The following is a 17,065-nucleotide window of genomic DNA, read 5'->3' on the forward strand; positions in this document are numbered from 1 at the left end:
AATGTTCGACGGACTTCGCGAAAAACTCGGTCGATTCAGTGACGACGTCGAAGAAGACGTCGACGAAGACACCGAGGAGGGACGCGACACTACATCGGAGACAGATCCTGCGGAATCCGCCGTGACGGCACCCGAAAACGGGTCAGAAGCCGAGACCGAAACAGAATCAACGACCGGCACTGATAGCGAATCAGCCACCGACACGGCTGACGGGCAAGCCGACAATGGCACACCAGCGGACGAGTCGGACCGCGGGATCGGCGAGCGAGCAAAACTTTTTGCCACCGGCAAGACTGTCATCGACGAAGACGACCTGCAGGCTCATCTCGACGAACTCGAAATCGCGCTGTTGAGTAGCGACGTCGAGATGAGCGTCGCCGGCGAAATCCTCGATGGGGTCGAGACAAATCTGGTCGGCGAAACGCGCCGACGCCTCCAGAGTACGGGCAATCTGGCCCAGGACGCACTCCGGGAGGCGCTGTACGACGTCATCAGCGTCGGCCAGTTCGATTTCGAGCAGCGGATCGCCGAGGCCGAGAAGCCGGTCGTAATCGTCTTCACGGGCGTCAACGGCGTCGGAAAGACGACCACGATCGCCAAGCTGGCACGCTACCTCGAACAGCACGGCTACTCGTCGGTGCTGGCTAACGGTGACACCTACCGCGCCGGGGCCAACGAGCAACTCGGCGAACACGCCGAGAATCTGGACGTGCCCTACATCTCTCACGAACAGGGCGGCGATCCGGCCGCGGTCATCTACGACGCCGTCGAGTACGCCGAAGCCAACGACGTTGACGTCGTCCTGGGCGATACAGCAGGCCGACTCCACACCAGCGAGGGGTTGATGGACCAACTCTCGAAGATCGACCGCGTGATCGATCCGGACATGACGCTGTTCGTCGACGAAGCCGTCGCCGGCCAGGACGCCGTCACGCGCGCGAGCGAGTTCGACGACGCCGCCGAGATCGACGGGACGATCCTCACGAAGGCCGACGCCGATCCGCAGGGCGGTGCAGCGATCTCGATCGCCCACGTGACGGGCAAACCCATCCTCTTTCTGGGCATCGGGCAGGGCTATGAGCACCTCGACCCGTTCGACCCCGAGAACGTCGTCGACCAGTTGACGCTCGGCGAGTGACCACTTTCTAAAGTCCTCAACTACGAGCGCCTGATGGGCGAGCTACTCGTCGAACAGCGCGGGATCAGCCTCGATACGGGTGGCACGATAGACATCCTTGGCGGGAAGCTGCTGGTCTACGACCACGACAGCGAGTTGCTCGTCGACGAGGAATCGATCACGTCCACGACGCCGAGCTGAAGGGCTGTGACGAGTGTGCATACGTCACAGGCCTTACGTGCTAGCGCGGCCATTCGATCCCGGTACCCCGCGGTTTATCGAGTACACCGGGCACGTCGAACACTACGAGACGACGCTGAATCCCCACGACGAGGGGCATTGACGAGTCGAGTGTTCAAATCCGGGGTGGTATATCGACCAGATCGTCAACCCCCAATGTTAATTACAGAATCAGTCTAACCAAATCGACATGAATCTGTATCTCCTCGTCGTCCTCGGATTCGTTGCGATCCTCCTGCTGTATAGCTTGCTCCGATACGTGAGGGAGGCGCGGCTCCGATTGATCGAGGCCCGAGAGCGTTGTCATAAGAACTGGAGCGATATCGAAGTCCTCATCGAGCGACAACATTCGGAGTTACAGCAATTGGGCGATCTCACCAACGAGCACGTCTCACACGAGACAGCGTTGCTCGAAACAATTCTCGAAAAGAACGGAAAGCGTATCAAAACGAAAACTCCTGAAGCAGCGGCTGAGTTCATCAATTCACTTCGAGAAGCGAGTGATGAGATACATTCCCTGGCTGAGGAATATCCCGAACTCGCATCGGCAGACCGGTTCGAGGAACTCTCGGAATCGATTGTCGATCTGGAACAGCGCCTCGAAAACAGACGGGAACAGTACAATGCAGCGGTCGCGGCGTACAACGCACGGTTGCAGTCGTTTCCCGAATCGTACTTCGCAGACCAACTCGGATATAGCCGCAGAGAACCCTTCGAAGCCTCTGAACGTGCACAGGAAGAGGTCGAACTCCGTGACCGTCTCGACGTAACGACGCGGGACTGAAAAGCCGATGGTGGCTGGTACCCTTCTTGCGGTGGTGATCTATCTCGGTCTCCTGGGCGGATCCGGGCTGTTCGTCGTTGCTGGAGTCATCAGTGTCCGCGATGGTTTCCGGAAGTACCGTGAGCGAAAAGCGATCACGGACAGGCCTGTCTCGGAGTTAGACTCGGTGGCCATGGGTGACGTTGCGCTACAGGGAACGGCGCTCCCGGAGGGAGCGCGTGAAACCGTGCCGATCGGGGAACAACCTGACGCAATCGTCTATCGGATCACTGTCGACGATACGAACAAGCTAGAAGCAGAGCTATTGGCGGACAGACACACCCCGAGATTCATCATTTCGTCGGGTGAGGACGAGATCCGCGTGGACCCCAGCGAGTTTACCTTCGAGATCGATCAGGAGCACACTTGGTCGAAGACGATCGAGAGCAGCGATCCGATTCCGCCCGACCTCGAGGCGTACGTCGCAGAACACGACCTCCCCGAACAGGGATTCGATCGGGATCGGCAGTTCCAGTACGAATATCTCCCCCCGGGTGAGACAATCCACGTCGTCGGACACGCAATCCCCCGGACCGATTCGACTGACCCACGGGAGAAAGGGGTTCTCGTGACGGCCGAACGAGACAAGAGTTTGATTTCGAACAAGTCCGTCGAGACGCTGCTCGACGAGCGGCGGCGGGCCGTCATAACTGACGTCACCGTCGGTGTCCTAGAGGGGGGAGTCGGGCTTGCGGTGTTCCTCTGGTTGTCCGGCATCGCCCAGCTCTTTCTCGGGGTCTGATCAGTCCCAGTCTGTTTCCGAACCAGTCAGACCGAAAGACAGGCCCGAGAGGACCGCCACTGCGAACCAGACGGAGACAATCCCCAGCGGGATGGCGCCGACAATCAGCACCCATAGAACTTCGGTGGGTGGCTGTGAACCGAAACTGCTCTCGTAACCCGACTGGAGAACGACGAGCCATACTCCGATACTGAGAGCGTATCCCGCCAATTTCGTCCAGAATCGAACCGTCCGGACGAGTCCGTGCACCCAGGCTGGATACTCCCGAGCCGGTCGACGGATGGCCGGTATCACCGATCGTAACAACTCGATGAATATTCGGCCAGCGCCCGGGACAGGAATGTCGTCCGAACGACGAGCCGCCCGGATGTCTTCCCAGCACTCCTCACAATACTCCTCAGGAGCGTCGTCGATCCAGCGTAGTCCTCGACCGCCGGTCATTACACAGGACACCGTCGAATCGGAATCGACCCACGACCCGTCGGGCTCACGATGGTTCTCCAGGCCGTGCAATCTACCGGCGATGATGAGGGTTTCTTTGCGGTATCGCGTACGAATTTTCGTGTCGTCGTCGGTCCATCGCTGCAGTTGCTTGGTCGAAACCAAGCCAGTCTCTCCCCCGACGAACCCGATGCCGAAATACTTCGTCGTAGAGGTTTTCGGATCTTCGAACAGCGGATCGTCGGTGACGCCGATACAGAGTGTATCCACAGTTTCGACTGAGTCTGTGAACTGTTCGAGATAGTCGGCGGCTGAGAGCATCTCAGCTCCGTTTCCGACCGGAAAGTCGACGGGAGCGCCCTTCGGTGCCGATACGTCTAAGGTCGTCTCGATCGCGTTTTGGGCGGCTTCACAGGCTGGCCCCCAATCTCGATTGACTGGCACCACTCGGATTGCTCGTGACTGTGCCCCCCTCATTTGAATGATCAGATGAGACAGCAATACCACCATAAATGTCTCGACTCGCGCCAACCCGTGCTGCGAACGTGACACTTTGTGAATGTTTGATTCGGCGCGATCGATGGTTGATCGATCAGTTTGGCTGTCCGCCTCTTCGAGGAGACAGCCGTGCACGGCGAGCTACCGGACGGCGCTGAATCCTCTCAGCGAGAGACACTGTCAGAGACACACTTCCCGCACGGGAGGCGAGCGTGACCGTGTAGTACCGGAGAAGGTGATACTCCCGAATTCTTTTGTGTCAATAGAAAATATAGACAGTCGTGTCCCCGGACTCCGTTCCCGTCCCAAATCCGACTGAAGTCGTTCGCACTGTTCTGGCGGAAACCGTCGATTACGTCTCGCTGCTGGCGACCTGGTTCTGTCTGAACTTCGGGATCGCTGGCAGAGTGCCGGGAATGGTCCTGGCGGGGACTGCACTCTTCGTGCTGGAACTACTCGACCGTCGACCGTCCATCTGGTCGGCACTTGTCTTTACGGGTGCGTCGCTGTTCTTCCTGCCGGTAACGATGGTGTGGTTGCTCGTCCCGGGTATGGAGTGGGTGTTCGTGCCGGCCCGGATCGCCGGACTGGCGATGAGTGGGATGATCGCGTTCCGGTGGGGGCTACGCGGAACGGGACGACACATCAGAGATACCCTCGACACAGTCGTATCGACGCCCCCGCGAGTGGATCACGAACCCAGCGAGTCTCGTCGGTGACGCCTCGCTATCGGCATCCGATAGGCGTCACCGATTCACTGCCAGAAACCGATCACCGCGTATACGTCCGTACCGATTCGATCCCTTCGGGGCCGACGACGAAGACGTCCACGAACCCAGTGATCTCCTCGCCGCTCGCATCAAGCAAGCGACCACGGGCCGCGAGTTCGCCCGCACCGTCCTGATAGACCGCGTCGATCGGGTGGCTGGTGCGGTCGTCGGGACGCTCCTCGCGCATGAACTGGACGAACCGCTCGCGGCCCTCGAGGGTTCGGTCCGGCCGATAGTGAACGAACCCCGGGGCGAGTAGCGACCTCAGCCGGTCGTAGTCGTGGTCGTCAAGTGCCCGGTAGTACGCTCGCACGTCTTCGATGGCGGCCTCAGTCATACTGTCCTCCAGGCCGTCCCGACGGAAGGAAGGTGTGGCTCACGACGAATCCTCGGCGTCGTGGCGCGGATCAGTCGGTGACGGGCCCCCGGAATCGCCTGCGTCGGCCTCAGACGACGCCCCGTCCGGATCAGCCTCGTCGTCGGCAGCCTGCAACTCCTGGGCGATTTCCTCGATTTCCTCGTCCGTGATGTCCGCGTCGTCTTCAGTGTCCTCGGTAGACGTAGCGGTCGATTCGTCGTCCTCGCTGGCAGTATCTGGTTGTCCGTCGTCGGTGGGGGTCGAGTCCTCGCCCCGGACGATCGGTTCCTCGTCGTCCCCGGTCGAACCGTCTTCGGGCGTCGCTGGGGGTTCGTCGAGTGGCGATCCGGTGGATCGTTCGTCGTCGGCACTGGCAGTGGATTCGTCGCGTTGCTCCTCGGCCGGGACGTCAGCCTCTTCGAGTGCATCCGCGATCTGGTCGTCTTCGGCACCGTCAGGATCGTCGATGTCCATGCCGACGCCCGCGTATTCACGGAGTCGCTGTGCCGCGTCCGTGTCCGGCCCCTCGTCGATCGGCTGGTCGTCGGCTTCCTCGCCGAGATCGACGGCCGTCTCACCCAGATCGAGATCGACACCGCCAGCCGCACGCTCGTCATCGCGGATGGCATCCATCACCGACTCGTCGGCCTGTTCGATCGCCTCGTCAGGGATCTCGACGCCCTCGTCAGTGACGGTGATGTCGTCCGGATCCAGCGGTTCGGCGAGGTCCCGGGCCGTTTCGAGGGGTGATTCGGCATCTTGCCGGTAGGCCTGGCCCTCTTTGCCGTCGCCACTGGCAAAGGCGTCGGCCGCCTCCGCGAGCCAGTCGGCTGCCTGCCAGAGGCCAGTCGCTTTCAGCCGGGCGCGCTCGAAGTGCTCGTCCAGTTGTGCCGCATCGACGAACCGCCCAGACGTGGCGAACTGCTCGGCGGCAGTCGTGAACTCCTCGCGGGCACGCTCGAAGTCACCCCGGGCGACCATCCAGTCGTGGTCTTCGAAGCCGCTCATCGCACTCGTGAACGCGCGCCGCCCTTCGACGTAGTGGGCGTGGCCCACGCGATACCGCGAGATGGCCGCTGCGTCGCCACCGATCTCCGCGACGGCGCGCTGGATCGCCTCACCGTTTGGCCGTTCGTGCGGATCACGAGTCGACCAGGCGTACCTGATCACGCCGTCCAGGTCGACGACGAAGACGGCTCGTTCGGGGCGCCGCTGGCCGTGTTCATCCTCGAAACCGACCTCGTACGCCTCGGCAACCTCGCCGCGCGTATCGGCACACAGCGGCATATCGAGGTCGTATTCGGCGGCGAACGCCCGATGGCTGTAGACGGTGTCGGGACCGACGGCGACGACGGCAACGTCGGGTTGCATCGCGAAGAGATCCAGTGCAGAGAGGTCACTGTCGCCATCACAGGCTGGGTTGAAGTCGCCAGGATAGAACGCGAGCACGACGATCTGTTCGCCGACGTAGTCCGCAAGCGAGAGGTGCCGGATAGCGTCGTCCTCGATCGCCGGCAACTCGAAGGTCAGGGCGTTGGCCCCGTCCTGAAGCATGCAAAAGTGGTTGTTCGTCAGCCCTCAAAAGCGTGCCTCTCCGGTCGACTTTTATCTGAGCGTGAAAAAGCCCTCGCGTGGAGTGTCACGTCCGCTACGAAGGCGACGACGATCCCGAGAAGTGCACAGCCCGAAAACTTGCCAAGTTCGACCTGGCGACGCTACACAACTCCGTTCGAGCGACGCCACCCGGGATCGTGCTAAACCCCTTCGCCGAGCAAGCACTGTCGCCAGCGGACGCCGATCAGGACCGACTGATCGCACTGGATTGCTCCTGGGAGACAGCCGAACGCGAGGCCTTCGATCTGGCCGGCATCCAGCGATCGCTTCCGTTTCTGGTGGCGGCCAATCCCGTCAACTACGGGACGCCCTTCCAGTTGAACACGGCTGAGGCCTTCGCGGGCGCGCTGGCGATCCTGGGCGAACGCGAACAGGCCGAGGAGTTGCTCTCGAAGTTTACCTGGGGGCACACGTTCCTCGAACTCAACGAAGAGCCACTGGCCCGGTACGCCGACTGTACGGACTCGACCGAGGTCCTCGAAGTCCAGGACGACTATCTGGCTGACAAAGACTGACGTGTCCCATCGGTGTCTCAGACGCCACGAGTGAACTCGAAGCGATCCGGGATCGCGTCGGGGAGAATATCCCGATCTCGGGCTGGTACACGGCCGACGAAATCGCGACGTCCGAGGCGTTGAACGGCCGCTACGATCAGACGGTCGTCGTATGGTCCTGACGAACGAACCACGCGAATCCGCCATGGCTACCCCACTGGACTATCGTCGTCTCATCGAATTCGCCATCGATCGCGAGGGGGAGTCATCGGTCGCGAGGGGGAGTCATCGGTCGCGAGCAGACTGTCTCGCTGGCCACCGACATCGAGGGGCTTGCGGTCGATTCGGACGGCACTGTCCAATCGATGAGCGATTCAGGCAACGAAACCTCAGAAAACTGGTTGCTGCTTAAAAAGCGGCCACGGGGCAATCACCGCGTTCGTCATCACGCGTCGTCTGGAAAACGCCGTCGACGATCCCGAGAGACTTCCGGAGACCGTTCGTCGATACGTCAGAATGGTTCTCAGGGTGGCGTGAAGCCGCTCTCGGGCAACTCGACCTGGAGCGGACTCTGTGGAGGAGATTCAGGAACCTCAGGTTCGTTGTAGACCGCCGGAGCGACGTCGTTCGGGCCATCGGGATAGAACAGCGCGGCCAACGTTTGAATCTGGGGCCGGCCGACGCCGAGTTCGAACTGTCCGCCGCCGTACATCGAAATATCGTTATTCATACAGTAAGAGACAACGCCACAGAGGGCTTCGATCGTCCCGATCCGTGACGGTTTAACGTTGATCCAGGCCGGATCGAAGGGGAGCGTCGAGAGGGACGAGACGTCTTTGATCGGCACATCCCAGGAGAGGCGACCAGTGTTTGCGTCGAGCAGGGACTCGGTGCCATCGCTGAGTGCGGGATCTTCGATAATGGCCTCGGGAAACGCTGTGAGGAGCTGTTCGTACAACCGGGGGTTGGCCGGTTGGTGGACATCAGCGTGTGCATACTGGCCTTTCAGGTCGAGGATTTCCACCGCATCGGTCTTAGCGAGGTCGTCGATCAGGTCAGCCGTCCAGTCGGCTGTCGGATCGAGTTTGAGTACGACGTCGGGGTAGGCCTCCTGAAGGCGGTCGACGCGATCGATCGACGGTGGTTCGTCCAGTCGCGTGCTCACGACGAACTGGACAGGGTCGGGGTCGCGCTCGAAGACCTCGGCGATCGAGCGATCAGCCTGTCGTAAGGCAAGGTCAAGCGCGGCGCTTTCGAACGCCCACCGACGGTATCGCCGTGACGGCGGCCGCTGGGGACCACTGGGGAAGAGGTTCATCTCAGCCAACGTCTCTGAGAAGGAGTCGATCGTGTACTCGCCGGCGAGCGTCGGTGGGGCACTCGCCGCCAACGCGTGATGATCCTCGGCATCGTAAGTGACGTCTTCGCCACGACCGACAAGCCCCTTACCGCGGAGTGTGACGGTCGTCGTAACTCGCTCGAATCCGCTCGACGTATTTCGTTCGAGTTGAGACAACTCGTAGCCGTCGATGGTCACCGAGAGATCCGCGACGCGCTCGTAGTCCATGCGACGGTGTGTGGGCGGGAGAGCCATCAATGGTCCGGCCGGGACGAGGCGACTCGGAAACGCTTAAACGCGCCCGCCGGTTAGCCAGCGTCACGATGGCACGATTCGAGAAAGCAGAGGGACGCACCCTCGAGAAACAGATCTGCATGCGCTGTAACGCCCGCAACCCCAAGCGCGCCGAGAAGTGTCGCAAATGTGGCTACGCGAATCTCCGACCCAAGGCCAAAGAGCCCCGTAGCGCCTAACTACGCGATCGACACGGGTTCCGAACACGCTGGGTTTGGGAAGGCTTTTCTCTTGGGCTCGCCGCGATTCGGGCATGGCTATCGGCGACGTAACCGAAGTAACAACTGGGTCCTGTAGTGATCTCTATTACGTCGACACCGGCATGTACGAGGTGGCCAGCTACGGCTCGGTGTACATCTTGGACGCCGAACGTCCAACAATCGTCGAGACTGGGATCGGAACCCACCACGATCGGATCCTGAAGGCGATCGACACCGTGGGTCTCGCCCCAGAAGACGTCGAGATGATCGCCGTCACGCACGTCCATCTGGATCACGCGGGCGGGGCCGGCTTTCTGGCCGAAGCGTGTCCAAATGCCACGATCGGTGCCCACGAGATCGGCGCACCCCACCTGGTCGATCCGGGTCAGCTGTGGGCGGGAACCAAACGCGCGGTCGGCGATCAGATCACGCATTACGTCGAACCCGACCCCGTGCCCGGAGAACGCATCCGCAAGATTACAGACGGCGACGAAATAGATCTCGGCGATCACACCCTGATCGCTCACCACGCACCGGGTCACGCCCCCCATCAAGTCGTTTTCGAGGATCCCGACAACGACGCCGTCTTTACCGGCGATGGGGCTGGATTGTACGTCCCCGAGCGCGATCGGGCAGAGCCGTCCTCGCCGCCGCCGGATTTCGATCTTGAGCAGGCACTTAAAGACATCCAGACCATCCAGGGGATAGCGCCGGAAACGCTCTTGTACTCCCACTTCGGTCCGGCACGGCGCACACACCAGCTCGATGGATACGCGCGCCGGTTGGGCGACTGGGTTCAGACCGTCACAACGGCTCGGGCGGAACTCGGCGACGACGAGAGCGTGATCGAGCACTTCGCAGGCGAGACCGATGCAACCGAGATCTGGGGCGAGCAGAAGGGGCGGGGCGAGACGGCGATGAACGTCCGCGGCGTGCTTACCTATCTGGATCGAATGGCGTGAGTCGCCTCGGGGTCACGCCCCGTGGCATTCGCCTCGACAGCCGGTAAAATCGCCGCGTCCCACCGGGATCGGCCGATTTATTGCCGTCGGGCGAATGGCCAGTAACATGGAGGGATCTCCGTGAGCGCCGGCGGTGCGGACGTGATTGTGTTACTGGTCGCCATGATCTTCGCGTTGGGCGTCGGTGCACAGTTACTTGCCGCACGCTGGCGCCTCCCCAGCATCATCTTCTACATCGCCGCCGGGCTGGCGATCGGTCCCCTGTCTGGACTTGTGCTCCCGGAGCGGCTGTTCTCCCTGGAAACGTTCGGCGCGGCACCCCTCTCGGCGATCGTCGGCCTCTCGGTGGCAATTATCGTCTTCGAAGGGGCCTTTCACCTTCATATCGACCGATTGCGGGAAGCACCGGCCGCAACCTTCCGGTTAGTCACCCTCGGGGCGGCGATCGCGCTAGTCGGGACGGGCGTCGCCGTCAAACTCGCCTTCGCTGAGACCACCTGGGGACTATCCTTCCTTATCGGCGCGCTGCTCGTGGCGACCGGACCGACGGTGATCGCCCCGATCTTGAACGTCGTGCCGGTCCGAGACCGGGTCGCGGCCGCTTTGGAGACCGAAGGGATCGTCAACGACGTGACGGCGGCGATCACGGCGGTCGTCGTCTTCGAGGTGATCGTCCTCAGTGGCGCGCCGCCGGTCGAGTTGCTCAGTGCGTTCGCCGAACGACTCGGCCAGGGCGTCCTGGTCGGCCTGATCGTCGCGGCAGTCGTCTACTACTTGCTGCGGTACGTCGACCTCTCGCCGGGGGACGCCCCACGGAACGCACGCCTACTTGTGCTTGCGGGGGCGATCGTCTCCTATGCCGGTGCGAACTACCTCTCAGGTGAAGCCGGGGTCGCCGCCGCCGCGACGGCGGGGATCGTCCTGGGCAACATGGACATCCCCTACGAGGAGGAGATCACCGCGTTCAAGGGCGACGTGACGCTGCTCGTCCTCTCCTTTGTATTCATCACGCTGGCGGCGATCCTCGAGTTGGACGTGCTCCTCGACGTCTGGCTGCCTGGGCTGATTGTTGCAGTGGCGGTCGCGGCGGTGATCCGCCCCCTGCTGATGTACGTCTCGACTGTCGGGGGTCGGTTCACCGTCGGCGAGCGGGCGTTCATGAGTTTCGTCGGGCCGCGCGGGATCATTCCCGCCTCCGTCGCAACGCTGTTCGCGATCGAACTGCAGTCACAGGGCATGGTCGCGGAGGCAAACGTCCTCATCGGGACCGTCTTCCTGGTCATCCTCGCCACGGCCGTCGTCGAAGGCGGCCTGGCACGCTACGTCGCACAATACTTAGACGTGATACCAATGCGAGTCATCATCGTGGGCGGCGGCCGCGTCGGCCGCGCGCTCGCCGACCGTCTCGAAGCGCGTGGAGAGAACATCGTCATCATCGAAGACGACGAAACACAGGTCGAAGCCATCCGCAACGACGGATTCACTGCCGTCATCGGCGACGGGACTGACACCGACGTGTTGCGTGAGGCCGGTGCGGGCAACGCCAAGACGATCGTCGCCGCGACTGGCGACGACGACACGAACCTGCTGGTCGCACAGTTGGCGAGCACGAACTTTGAGATCGAGGACGTCATCGCGCGGGCGAACAATCCTGACAACGTCGAAGCGTTCGAGGACTTGGGCGTCCGAACAATATCGTCCTCGCTAGCCGTCGCGTGGGCGATCGACAACCAGATCGAGCGGCCGGCCATCGCCGAGTGGATGACTGACGTGGGCCCCGTCGGCGACGTCCAGGAGGTCGAAGTGACCAGTGACAACCTGGTCGGCCGGACGATCCGAGAGATCGGCCCGGAGCTGCCCGATACGTGTCTGATCGCCTTGGTTAGCAAGGACAGCGAATCGTTCGTCCCGAGCGCCGATTACACCGTCGAGAAAGGAGACAAAGTGACGCTACTGGGTGAGAACGAAGCGGTCCGAAATGGGATGGCGTTCTGCCAGGGATCGTAAGTCCCGGGTTGCCAGCATTTAACAGCCCACTAGTCGACGGTCCAATCGAATGAGTGCTGGGACACTTCTGGCGGATGTGGCGATCATCGTCTTCGCGTCGGCCACAATCTGGCTCGGCAGCGGCTGGTTCGAACGCGCAAGCGACCGGCTAGCCACCCATTACGGCCTCCCGGAAGTCGTCCAGGGAGCCATCATCGCGGCCGTCGGCTCGAGCATGCCCGAACTCGCGACCGTCGTGATCGCCAGCCTCGCGAACTCACTCGCGATCGGGGTCGGCGGGATCGTCGGCTCAGCGATCTTCAACGTGCTCGTCATCCCCGGACTCGCGGGCCTGTTGACCGACGACCCCATCGAGTCTAACCGAACGCTCGTCTACAAGGAAGCCCAGTTCTACATGCTCGCCGTCTCGGCGTTGTTGATCACCTTCGCGCTGGGCGTGATCTACTATCCCGCCGGCGATGGCCTGGAGGGCACGATCACTCGACCGCTCGCGTTGCTTCCCCTGGCACTGTACGGCCTGTACGTCTTCATCCAGTACCAGGACACGGCTGATCACGTGCCCGAGGAAACCGATCGGGCGGCCGTGGCCCCACGACGGCAGTGGCTTCGCCTCGGGGCCGGCCTGCTCGCTATCCTCGTCGCGGTTCACTTCCTCGTCGAAGGCGTCTCGTCACTCGGCGTGACCTTCGGCATCCCCGAGTTTCTGCTGGGCGTGACGATCGTCGCCGCCGCGACGAGTCTGCCGGACTCGCTGGTCAGCGTTCGCGCGGCCCGCGCCGAGCGGCCGGTCGCCTCACTAGCGAACGTTCTGGGGTCGAACACCTTCGATCTCCTGGTGGCGATCCCCGTCGGCGTCCTGCTGGTCGGCGAGGCGACGATCGACTTTGCGATGGCCGTCCCGATGTTCGGCGTGCTCACGGCGGCAACCATCGCCTTGTTTACCGTCATGCGAACCGAACTCTCGCTGACCGACGGCGAGGCCGTCGGCCTACTTGGGATCTACGCACTGTTCGTCGGCTGGGTGATCCTCGAGACACTCGACGTGGTCGTCGATCTGTTACCGAACGCCTGAGCTGTCGCCCGGATCCCACGTCAAACGGCCGATTCGTCTGCCTCGACGGCCGGTTCGTCGATGTACCGTTCTTTCCAGGTGCCCCGGAGGAACCACGCGACGCCGACGACCGCACCGACGATGTTCCCAAGCGCCATCCCGACCCAGACGCCAGTGGCGCCCCACTCGAGAACGAACACGAGGGCGTAGACGCTCCCGACGCGCCCGATCCACAGCGTCAGGATCGAGATAACCATCGCCGTCCGGGTGTTGCCCGCGCCGCGGAACGCCCCGAGGATTACTTGCGTGACGCCGATGAAGGCGAACTCGACCGATCTGATGCGGACGTACTCGACGCCGTTGGCGATCGTCGCCGCCGCGTCGGGCACGTCACCCATGAACACGGCGACGATGGGTTCGGTGAACAGGACGGCGATCACGGCGACAACTGTCATCACTGCCGCGCCCGTCCCAGCGGCCAGCCAGGTCGCCCGTGAGGCGCGATCGGCGCGATCGGCCCCGAGATTTTGTCCGACCATCGTGTCGATGGCCCGTCCCAGCCCCATCGCCGGCAGGAAGACCAGCGAGATGAGACGATTCCCCAGCCCGTAGGCGGCAACCACGGGCGGTGTGAACGTGACGATCATCGCCGTCAGCGTAATCATCGCCAGCGCACTGGTCGATTGTTCCACCATACTCGGCGTCCCCAGCCGGATGATATCCTCGATGACGCTCAGATCGGGCCGAAGATGCTCGAACGTGACCGCTGGCCCGATACCTGTGCCGAACAGCAGCCAGAGACCGATCGCGGTCCCGACCCCACGCGAGAGGATCGTCGCCAGCGCCGCCCCCTCGATGCCGAGGCCTGTAAAGCCGGTTGTGGCCTGTAAAGAGGCTTCCAGGCCGCCAAGGCCCAGCCACGTGAACAGCGGGTTGTTGGCAAATCCGAAGATGAAGAACGGATCCAGAATGACGTTGAGACCGACGGAGACGACCATGACGAACATCGGGGTGCGCGTATCGCCGTAGCCCCGCATGAGCGCCGAGAAGACGAAAAAGCCGAACATCAACGGGATACCCATAAAGATGACTTCCATGTAGTCGGCCGCAAGCGGGATGACCGAGGCAGCCGTCTGGGCGTCACTGGGGAGTATTTCGAGTGCTGGACGGGTGTAGAAGAAGCCGACAACCCCGATGACGACCGATAGCAGGCTGACGAAGCTGACGGTCTGGCCGGTCACAAGACCGGCTGAGCGGTCACCTTTCGCACCGGTGTACTGAGCGACGAGAATAGCGCCGGCAGTCGTGAAACCGCCGGCGACGGCAATCAACAGGAAGATCAGCGGAAAAGCGAGACTGATCGCACCGACGGCGTCAGCCGAGAGCCGCCCGAGCCAGAGCGTGTCAGCGATGTTATAGGTGACCTGCAGGAGCTGGATGACGACGATCGGCCAGGCGAGAGAGATCAGCGGGCGGACGAGACCACCCTCGGTAATCGAATCGGCGGAACTCGCATCGTCGTCCGCATCGTCGATCGAGTCAGCAGGCGACTCTGCCGCCGGTTGTTCGGGTGGCGGACCGTCCGATGGTGGTGGGTCCCCAGCGCCGTTTCCGGAACTCGATGGGCCACCGTCGGCTGGAGGGTCAGTCACGCCTGAATCGAGGAGAGTTTGCGGGATTAACGTTGTGTTAGTGCCTCGACAGTGGTGTCTTCGACACCGGCGTTTGACGACGCGACCCCCGATGTTAAAGTGCCTGACGACCCGTCATTGATCGATGGCTGCTGAGCAGGTCGGCACGAATGTTCCACGCGGGGAGTTCGACTTCGATTGTCACCCCACGAGCGATCAGCACTTCGAGAACGCCCTCCGGAAAGCACGCGACGGCGACCAGTTGACCGTCGCGGACGCGATCGAATTACTGACGACCGGCTCCGGGCGCGACGGAATCGACCGCGAGCGCAAGGAAGCCGTCCTGGAAGCGGCCGATCGCCGCCGTGCCGAAGTCGTCGGCGAGGAGGTCACGGTCGTTGCGAACCTCAACAACAACGTCACGACCGCCTGTGACACCGGGTGTCTGTTCTGTAACTTCAAGGATAGCGCCGAGCAGTTCCGTGCCGACCGACCGGACGATCACGGCGGCTTCACGAAGACCCCAGCTGAGTCCCGGCAGATCGTCGAAGACGCCCTTGAACGCGGGATCTACGAGGTAACATCCGTCTCGGGATTGCACCCCGCCTTCGCGCTGGACGACGCACATCGCGAACTCCTCGAATCGAGTGCTGCCGAGGAGCTGAACTACCGGTCACCCGAAGCCTACAGGACCGATCCGGGCACGTACGTCGACCAGATCGATGCCATGTCCGTCGGCGGCGTCCACGTCCACTCGATGACGCCCGAGGAGGCCGCCCACGCTCGCCGCGGGACCGACCGGACGTATCAGAATATCTACCGTCGCCTGCAGGACGCGGGGCTGGACAGCGTGCCCGGGACCGCCGCCGAAATCCTCGTCGACGAGGTTCGGGATGTGATCTGTCCCGCGAAGATTGACACTGACGACTGGCTCGCGGCGATGGAAGCCGCCGCCACCGTCGGGCTTGACGTCACGTCGACGATCATGTACGGCCACGTCGAGAACGAGGCCCACCGGGCGATCCACCTGAAGCGGATCCGCGACCTGCAGGACCGGACGGGTGCGATCGCCGAGTTCGTCCCGCTCTCTTTCGTCCACCCGAACACGCCACTGGCCGAGAACGGGATGGTCGAGAGTGGTGCCACCCGGGCCGAAGACGAACTCATGATCGCTGTCTCGCGGTTGTTTCTGGACAATATCGAGCACATCCAGTCCTCCTGGGTCAAATACGGCGACGAGTTCGGCCTGAAACTACTCTCCTGTGGGGCCGATGACTTCATGGGGACGATCCTCTCTGAGGAAATCACCGCTCGGGCAGGTGGAGACTTCGGGCAATACCGCTCGTTTGGAGACTACGAGGAGTTGATCAGCTCGATCGGACGCGTTCCCGTCGAGCGCTCGACGGACTACCGACAGCGCGAACCGATCCACGGCGAGCCGCCGGGACCCCGACTCGGCCCGCAAGCCGACGGAACCCCGCTGATCGAGTGATCGACGGGAGACAGGACACGTCGAGTGCCTCGCTTACCCGGGAAGGTCGCTCGAACACTGCTTACAGTACGTGAACGAGCGATCGTTCCTCGCCCCACACACGGGGCAACGGACTTCGTCGTGGCCACTGGGTCCGTCACCAGTCGACTCGCTCTCGTCCGGCTGTTCGGGCGGGATCTGATAGCCCAGTTCTTCGAGTTTCGACTGTTCGGGCCCCTGATTTTGGGCCATCTGAATCGGTCCCATGCCGCTCCCAACAGACCCGCCGCTTTTCCTGCTGAGCAAGCCACCGAGACCGAAGAGGATGACACTCACCACGAGGGCGACCATGTCGCCAGTCGTCAACGCTGCCAACGACAGATCAGGCGAACCGACGACTCTCAGTACGACGACCAGAAACAGGAGCATGCCAGCGAAGTAACTCAGGAGCGCAGCCCCCTGCCAGATCAATTGCTTCCGGAGTGACTCGCGCATACGTGTGCTAATGGCGCCGATGCGTATCAACGTATGTCCCGGTCAAGCCGTCTCATACGGAAATACTCGACACGAATCCGTATCAGACGTCGTTGTCCCCGATTACCGACCGAAACCTCTCTCCAGCGTCGTCCTCGGCCCGAGTCGCCTCCAGCACCGGATCTCCGAGCCACTGCTCGTCGACGTATCGAACGTAGACCGGCAGTCGCTCACATAGGGGGACGCCCGCCGAATCGGCGATCGTCTCCAGCATCACGCCCATGCTGGCGTTGACGTCAGCGACCTGAGCCATCTGCTCGCGAGTCTGATCGCCAGGATTGGCGTGCGGGAGGAGTCCCTCGTCAAGCGCAATCTCACAGGCCTCACGGAGATAGGAGTGAATAGAGTTTCTTCGGGTGAATCGTGAAGTATCTCAACGAACTGGTCGTGCTGTTCATCAACTTAGTTGCTAGTGGATAATTATATTATAAATGGATATTGGAATGGAATGATAAAATATATAAATGGAGGATGTGAGT

The 17,065-nt window shown here is 62.1% G+C and carries 16 protein-coding genes and 2 pseudogenes; 11 read left to right on the plus strand and 7 right to left on the minus strand.

The window, feature by feature from the left end:
• Position 1 precedes the first annotated feature (1 nt).
• The 4 genes and pseudogenes from ftsY (at position 2) to HZR20_RS02670 (ending at position 2,922) form a co-directional block, all read left to right on the plus strand.
• The gene (gene ftsY / locus HZR20_RS02655) at positions 2–1,138 is read left to right on the plus strand and encodes a signal recognition particle-docking protein FtsY (protein ID WP_181685035.1); all 1,137 of its coding nucleotides are present in this window, start codon (positions 2–4) and stop codon (positions 1,136–1,138) included.
• 6 nt (positions 1,139–1,144) lie between these two features.
• Positions 1,145–1,460: pseudogene (locus HZR20_RS14750) on the plus strand (hypothetical protein); the annotation flags it as partial.
• A gap of 87 nt (positions 1,461–1,547) precedes the next feature.
• Complete coding sequence (locus tag HZR20_RS02665) at positions 1,548–2,141, plus strand: LemA family protein (protein ID WP_181685037.1); 594 nt, start codon at positions 1,548–1,550, stop codon at positions 2,139–2,141.
• Positions 2,142–2,148: 7 nt separating this feature from the next.
• Positions 2,149–2,922: a hypothetical protein gene (locus HZR20_RS02670; protein WP_181685038.1), complete on the plus strand. Its 774-nt coding sequence runs from the start codon at positions 2,149–2,151 to the stop codon at positions 2,920–2,922.
• Here HZR20_RS02670 and HZR20_RS02675 read toward each other — a convergent pair whose 3' ends face one another.
• On the minus strand, positions 2,923–3,807 hold the full coding sequence (locus HZR20_RS02675) for a hypothetical protein (RefSeq protein WP_181685039.1): 885 nt from the start codon (positions 3,805–3,807) through the stop codon (positions 2,923–2,925).
• Between the two features lie 335 nt (positions 3,808–4,142).
• On the opposite strand from HZR20_RS02675, the gene HZR20_RS02680 reads away from it, so the two are divergent.
• Positions 4,143–4,580 carry a hypothetical protein gene (locus tag HZR20_RS02680; RefSeq protein WP_181685040.1) on the plus strand — a complete coding sequence of 146 codons (438 nt, stop codon included), beginning with the start codon at positions 4,143–4,145 and terminating at the stop codon, positions 4,578–4,580.
• Positions 4,581–4,632: 52 nt separating this feature from the next.
• On the opposite strand, the gene HZR20_RS02685 is transcribed toward HZR20_RS02680, so the two are convergent.
• Together HZR20_RS02685 and HZR20_RS02690 are read right to left on the minus strand one after the other, a co-directional pair.
• The gene (locus HZR20_RS02685; protein ID WP_181685041.1) at positions 4,633–4,968 is read right to left on the minus strand and encodes a nuclear transport factor 2 family protein; all 336 of its coding nucleotides are present in this window, start codon (positions 4,966–4,968) and stop codon (positions 4,633–4,635) included.
• A gap of 39 nt (positions 4,969–5,007) precedes the next feature.
• Positions 5,008–6,543: a redoxin domain-containing protein gene (locus tag HZR20_RS02690; RefSeq protein ID WP_181685042.1), complete on the minus strand. Its 1,536-nt coding sequence runs from the start codon at positions 6,541–6,543 to the stop codon at positions 5,008–5,010.
• A gap of 77 nt (positions 6,544–6,620) precedes the next feature.
• Between HZR20_RS02690 and HZR20_RS02695 the strand changes: the two genes are divergently transcribed.
• On the plus strand, positions 6,621–7,118 hold the full coding sequence (locus HZR20_RS02695; RefSeq protein ID WP_181685043.1) for a DUF367 family protein: 498 nt from the start codon (positions 6,621–6,623) through the stop codon (positions 7,116–7,118).
• 502 nt (positions 7,119–7,620) lie between these two features.
• Here HZR20_RS02695 and HZR20_RS02700 read toward each other — a convergent pair.
• Positions 7,621–8,664 (minus strand): hypothetical protein, encoded by a 1,044-nt coding sequence (locus tag HZR20_RS02700; RefSeq protein WP_181685044.1) that lies wholly within the window; start codon positions 8,662–8,664, stop codon positions 7,621–7,623.
• Between the two features lie 95 nt (positions 8,665–8,759).
• Between HZR20_RS02700 and HZR20_RS02705 the strand changes: the two genes are divergently transcribed.
• From HZR20_RS02705 to HZR20_RS02720, 4 genes are all read left to right on the plus strand, one after another.
• Entirely contained in the window at positions 8,760–8,909 is a 150-nt protein-coding gene (locus tag HZR20_RS02705; protein WP_154552430.1) for a 50S ribosomal protein L40e, read from the plus strand.
• A gap of 74 nt (positions 8,910–8,983) precedes the next feature.
• A complete protein-coding gene (locus HZR20_RS02710; protein ID WP_181685045.1) occupies positions 8,984–9,892 on the plus strand; it encodes an MBL fold metallo-hydrolase in 909 nt (302 codons plus the stop codon).
• 162 nt (positions 9,893–10,054) lie between these two features.
• On the plus strand, positions 10,055–11,899 hold the full coding sequence (locus HZR20_RS02715; protein WP_181685068.1) for an NAD-binding protein: 1,845 nt from the start codon (positions 10,055–10,057) through the stop codon (positions 11,897–11,899).
• A gap of 49 nt (positions 11,900–11,948) precedes the next feature.
• Complete coding sequence (locus HZR20_RS02720; RefSeq protein ID WP_181685046.1) at positions 11,949–12,971, plus strand: sodium:calcium antiporter; 1,023 nt, start codon at positions 11,949–11,951, stop codon at positions 12,969–12,971.
• Between the two features lie 20 nt (positions 12,972–12,991).
• On the opposite strand, the gene HZR20_RS02725 is transcribed toward HZR20_RS02720, so the two are convergent.
• Positions 12,992–14,485, minus strand: coding sequence for an MATE family efflux transporter (locus HZR20_RS02725; RefSeq protein ID WP_374057579.1), 1,494 nt, complete (start codon positions 14,483–14,485; stop codon positions 12,992–12,994).
• A 241-nt stretch (positions 14,486–14,726) separates the two neighbouring features.
• Between HZR20_RS02725 and cofH the strand changes: the two genes are divergently transcribed.
• A complete protein-coding gene (gene cofH / locus HZR20_RS02730) occupies positions 14,727–16,073 on the plus strand; it encodes a 7,8-didemethyl-8-hydroxy-5-deazariboflavin synthase subunit CofH (protein ID WP_181685048.1) in 1,347 nt (448 codons plus the stop codon).
• 33 nt (positions 16,074–16,106) lie between these two features.
• On the opposite strand, the gene HZR20_RS02735 is transcribed toward cofH, so the two are convergent.
• Complete coding sequence (locus HZR20_RS02735) at positions 16,107–16,547, minus strand: DUF7577 domain-containing protein (protein ID WP_181685049.1); 441 nt, start codon at positions 16,545–16,547, stop codon at positions 16,107–16,109.
• A 232-nt stretch (positions 16,548–16,779) separates the two neighbouring features.
• Positions 16,780–16,935: pseudogene (locus HZR20_RS14400) on the minus strand (7,8-didemethyl-8-hydroxy-5-deazariboflavin synthase subunit CofG); the annotation flags it as partial.
• Between the last annotated feature and the right edge of the window lie 130 nt (positions 16,936–17,065).

It is taken from the genome of Halorhabdus salina, from assembly GCF_013839425.1.
In the GTDB taxonomy this organism is placed as follows: Archaea; Halobacteriota; Halobacteria; order Halobacteriales; family Haloarculaceae; genus Halorhabdus; species Halorhabdus salina.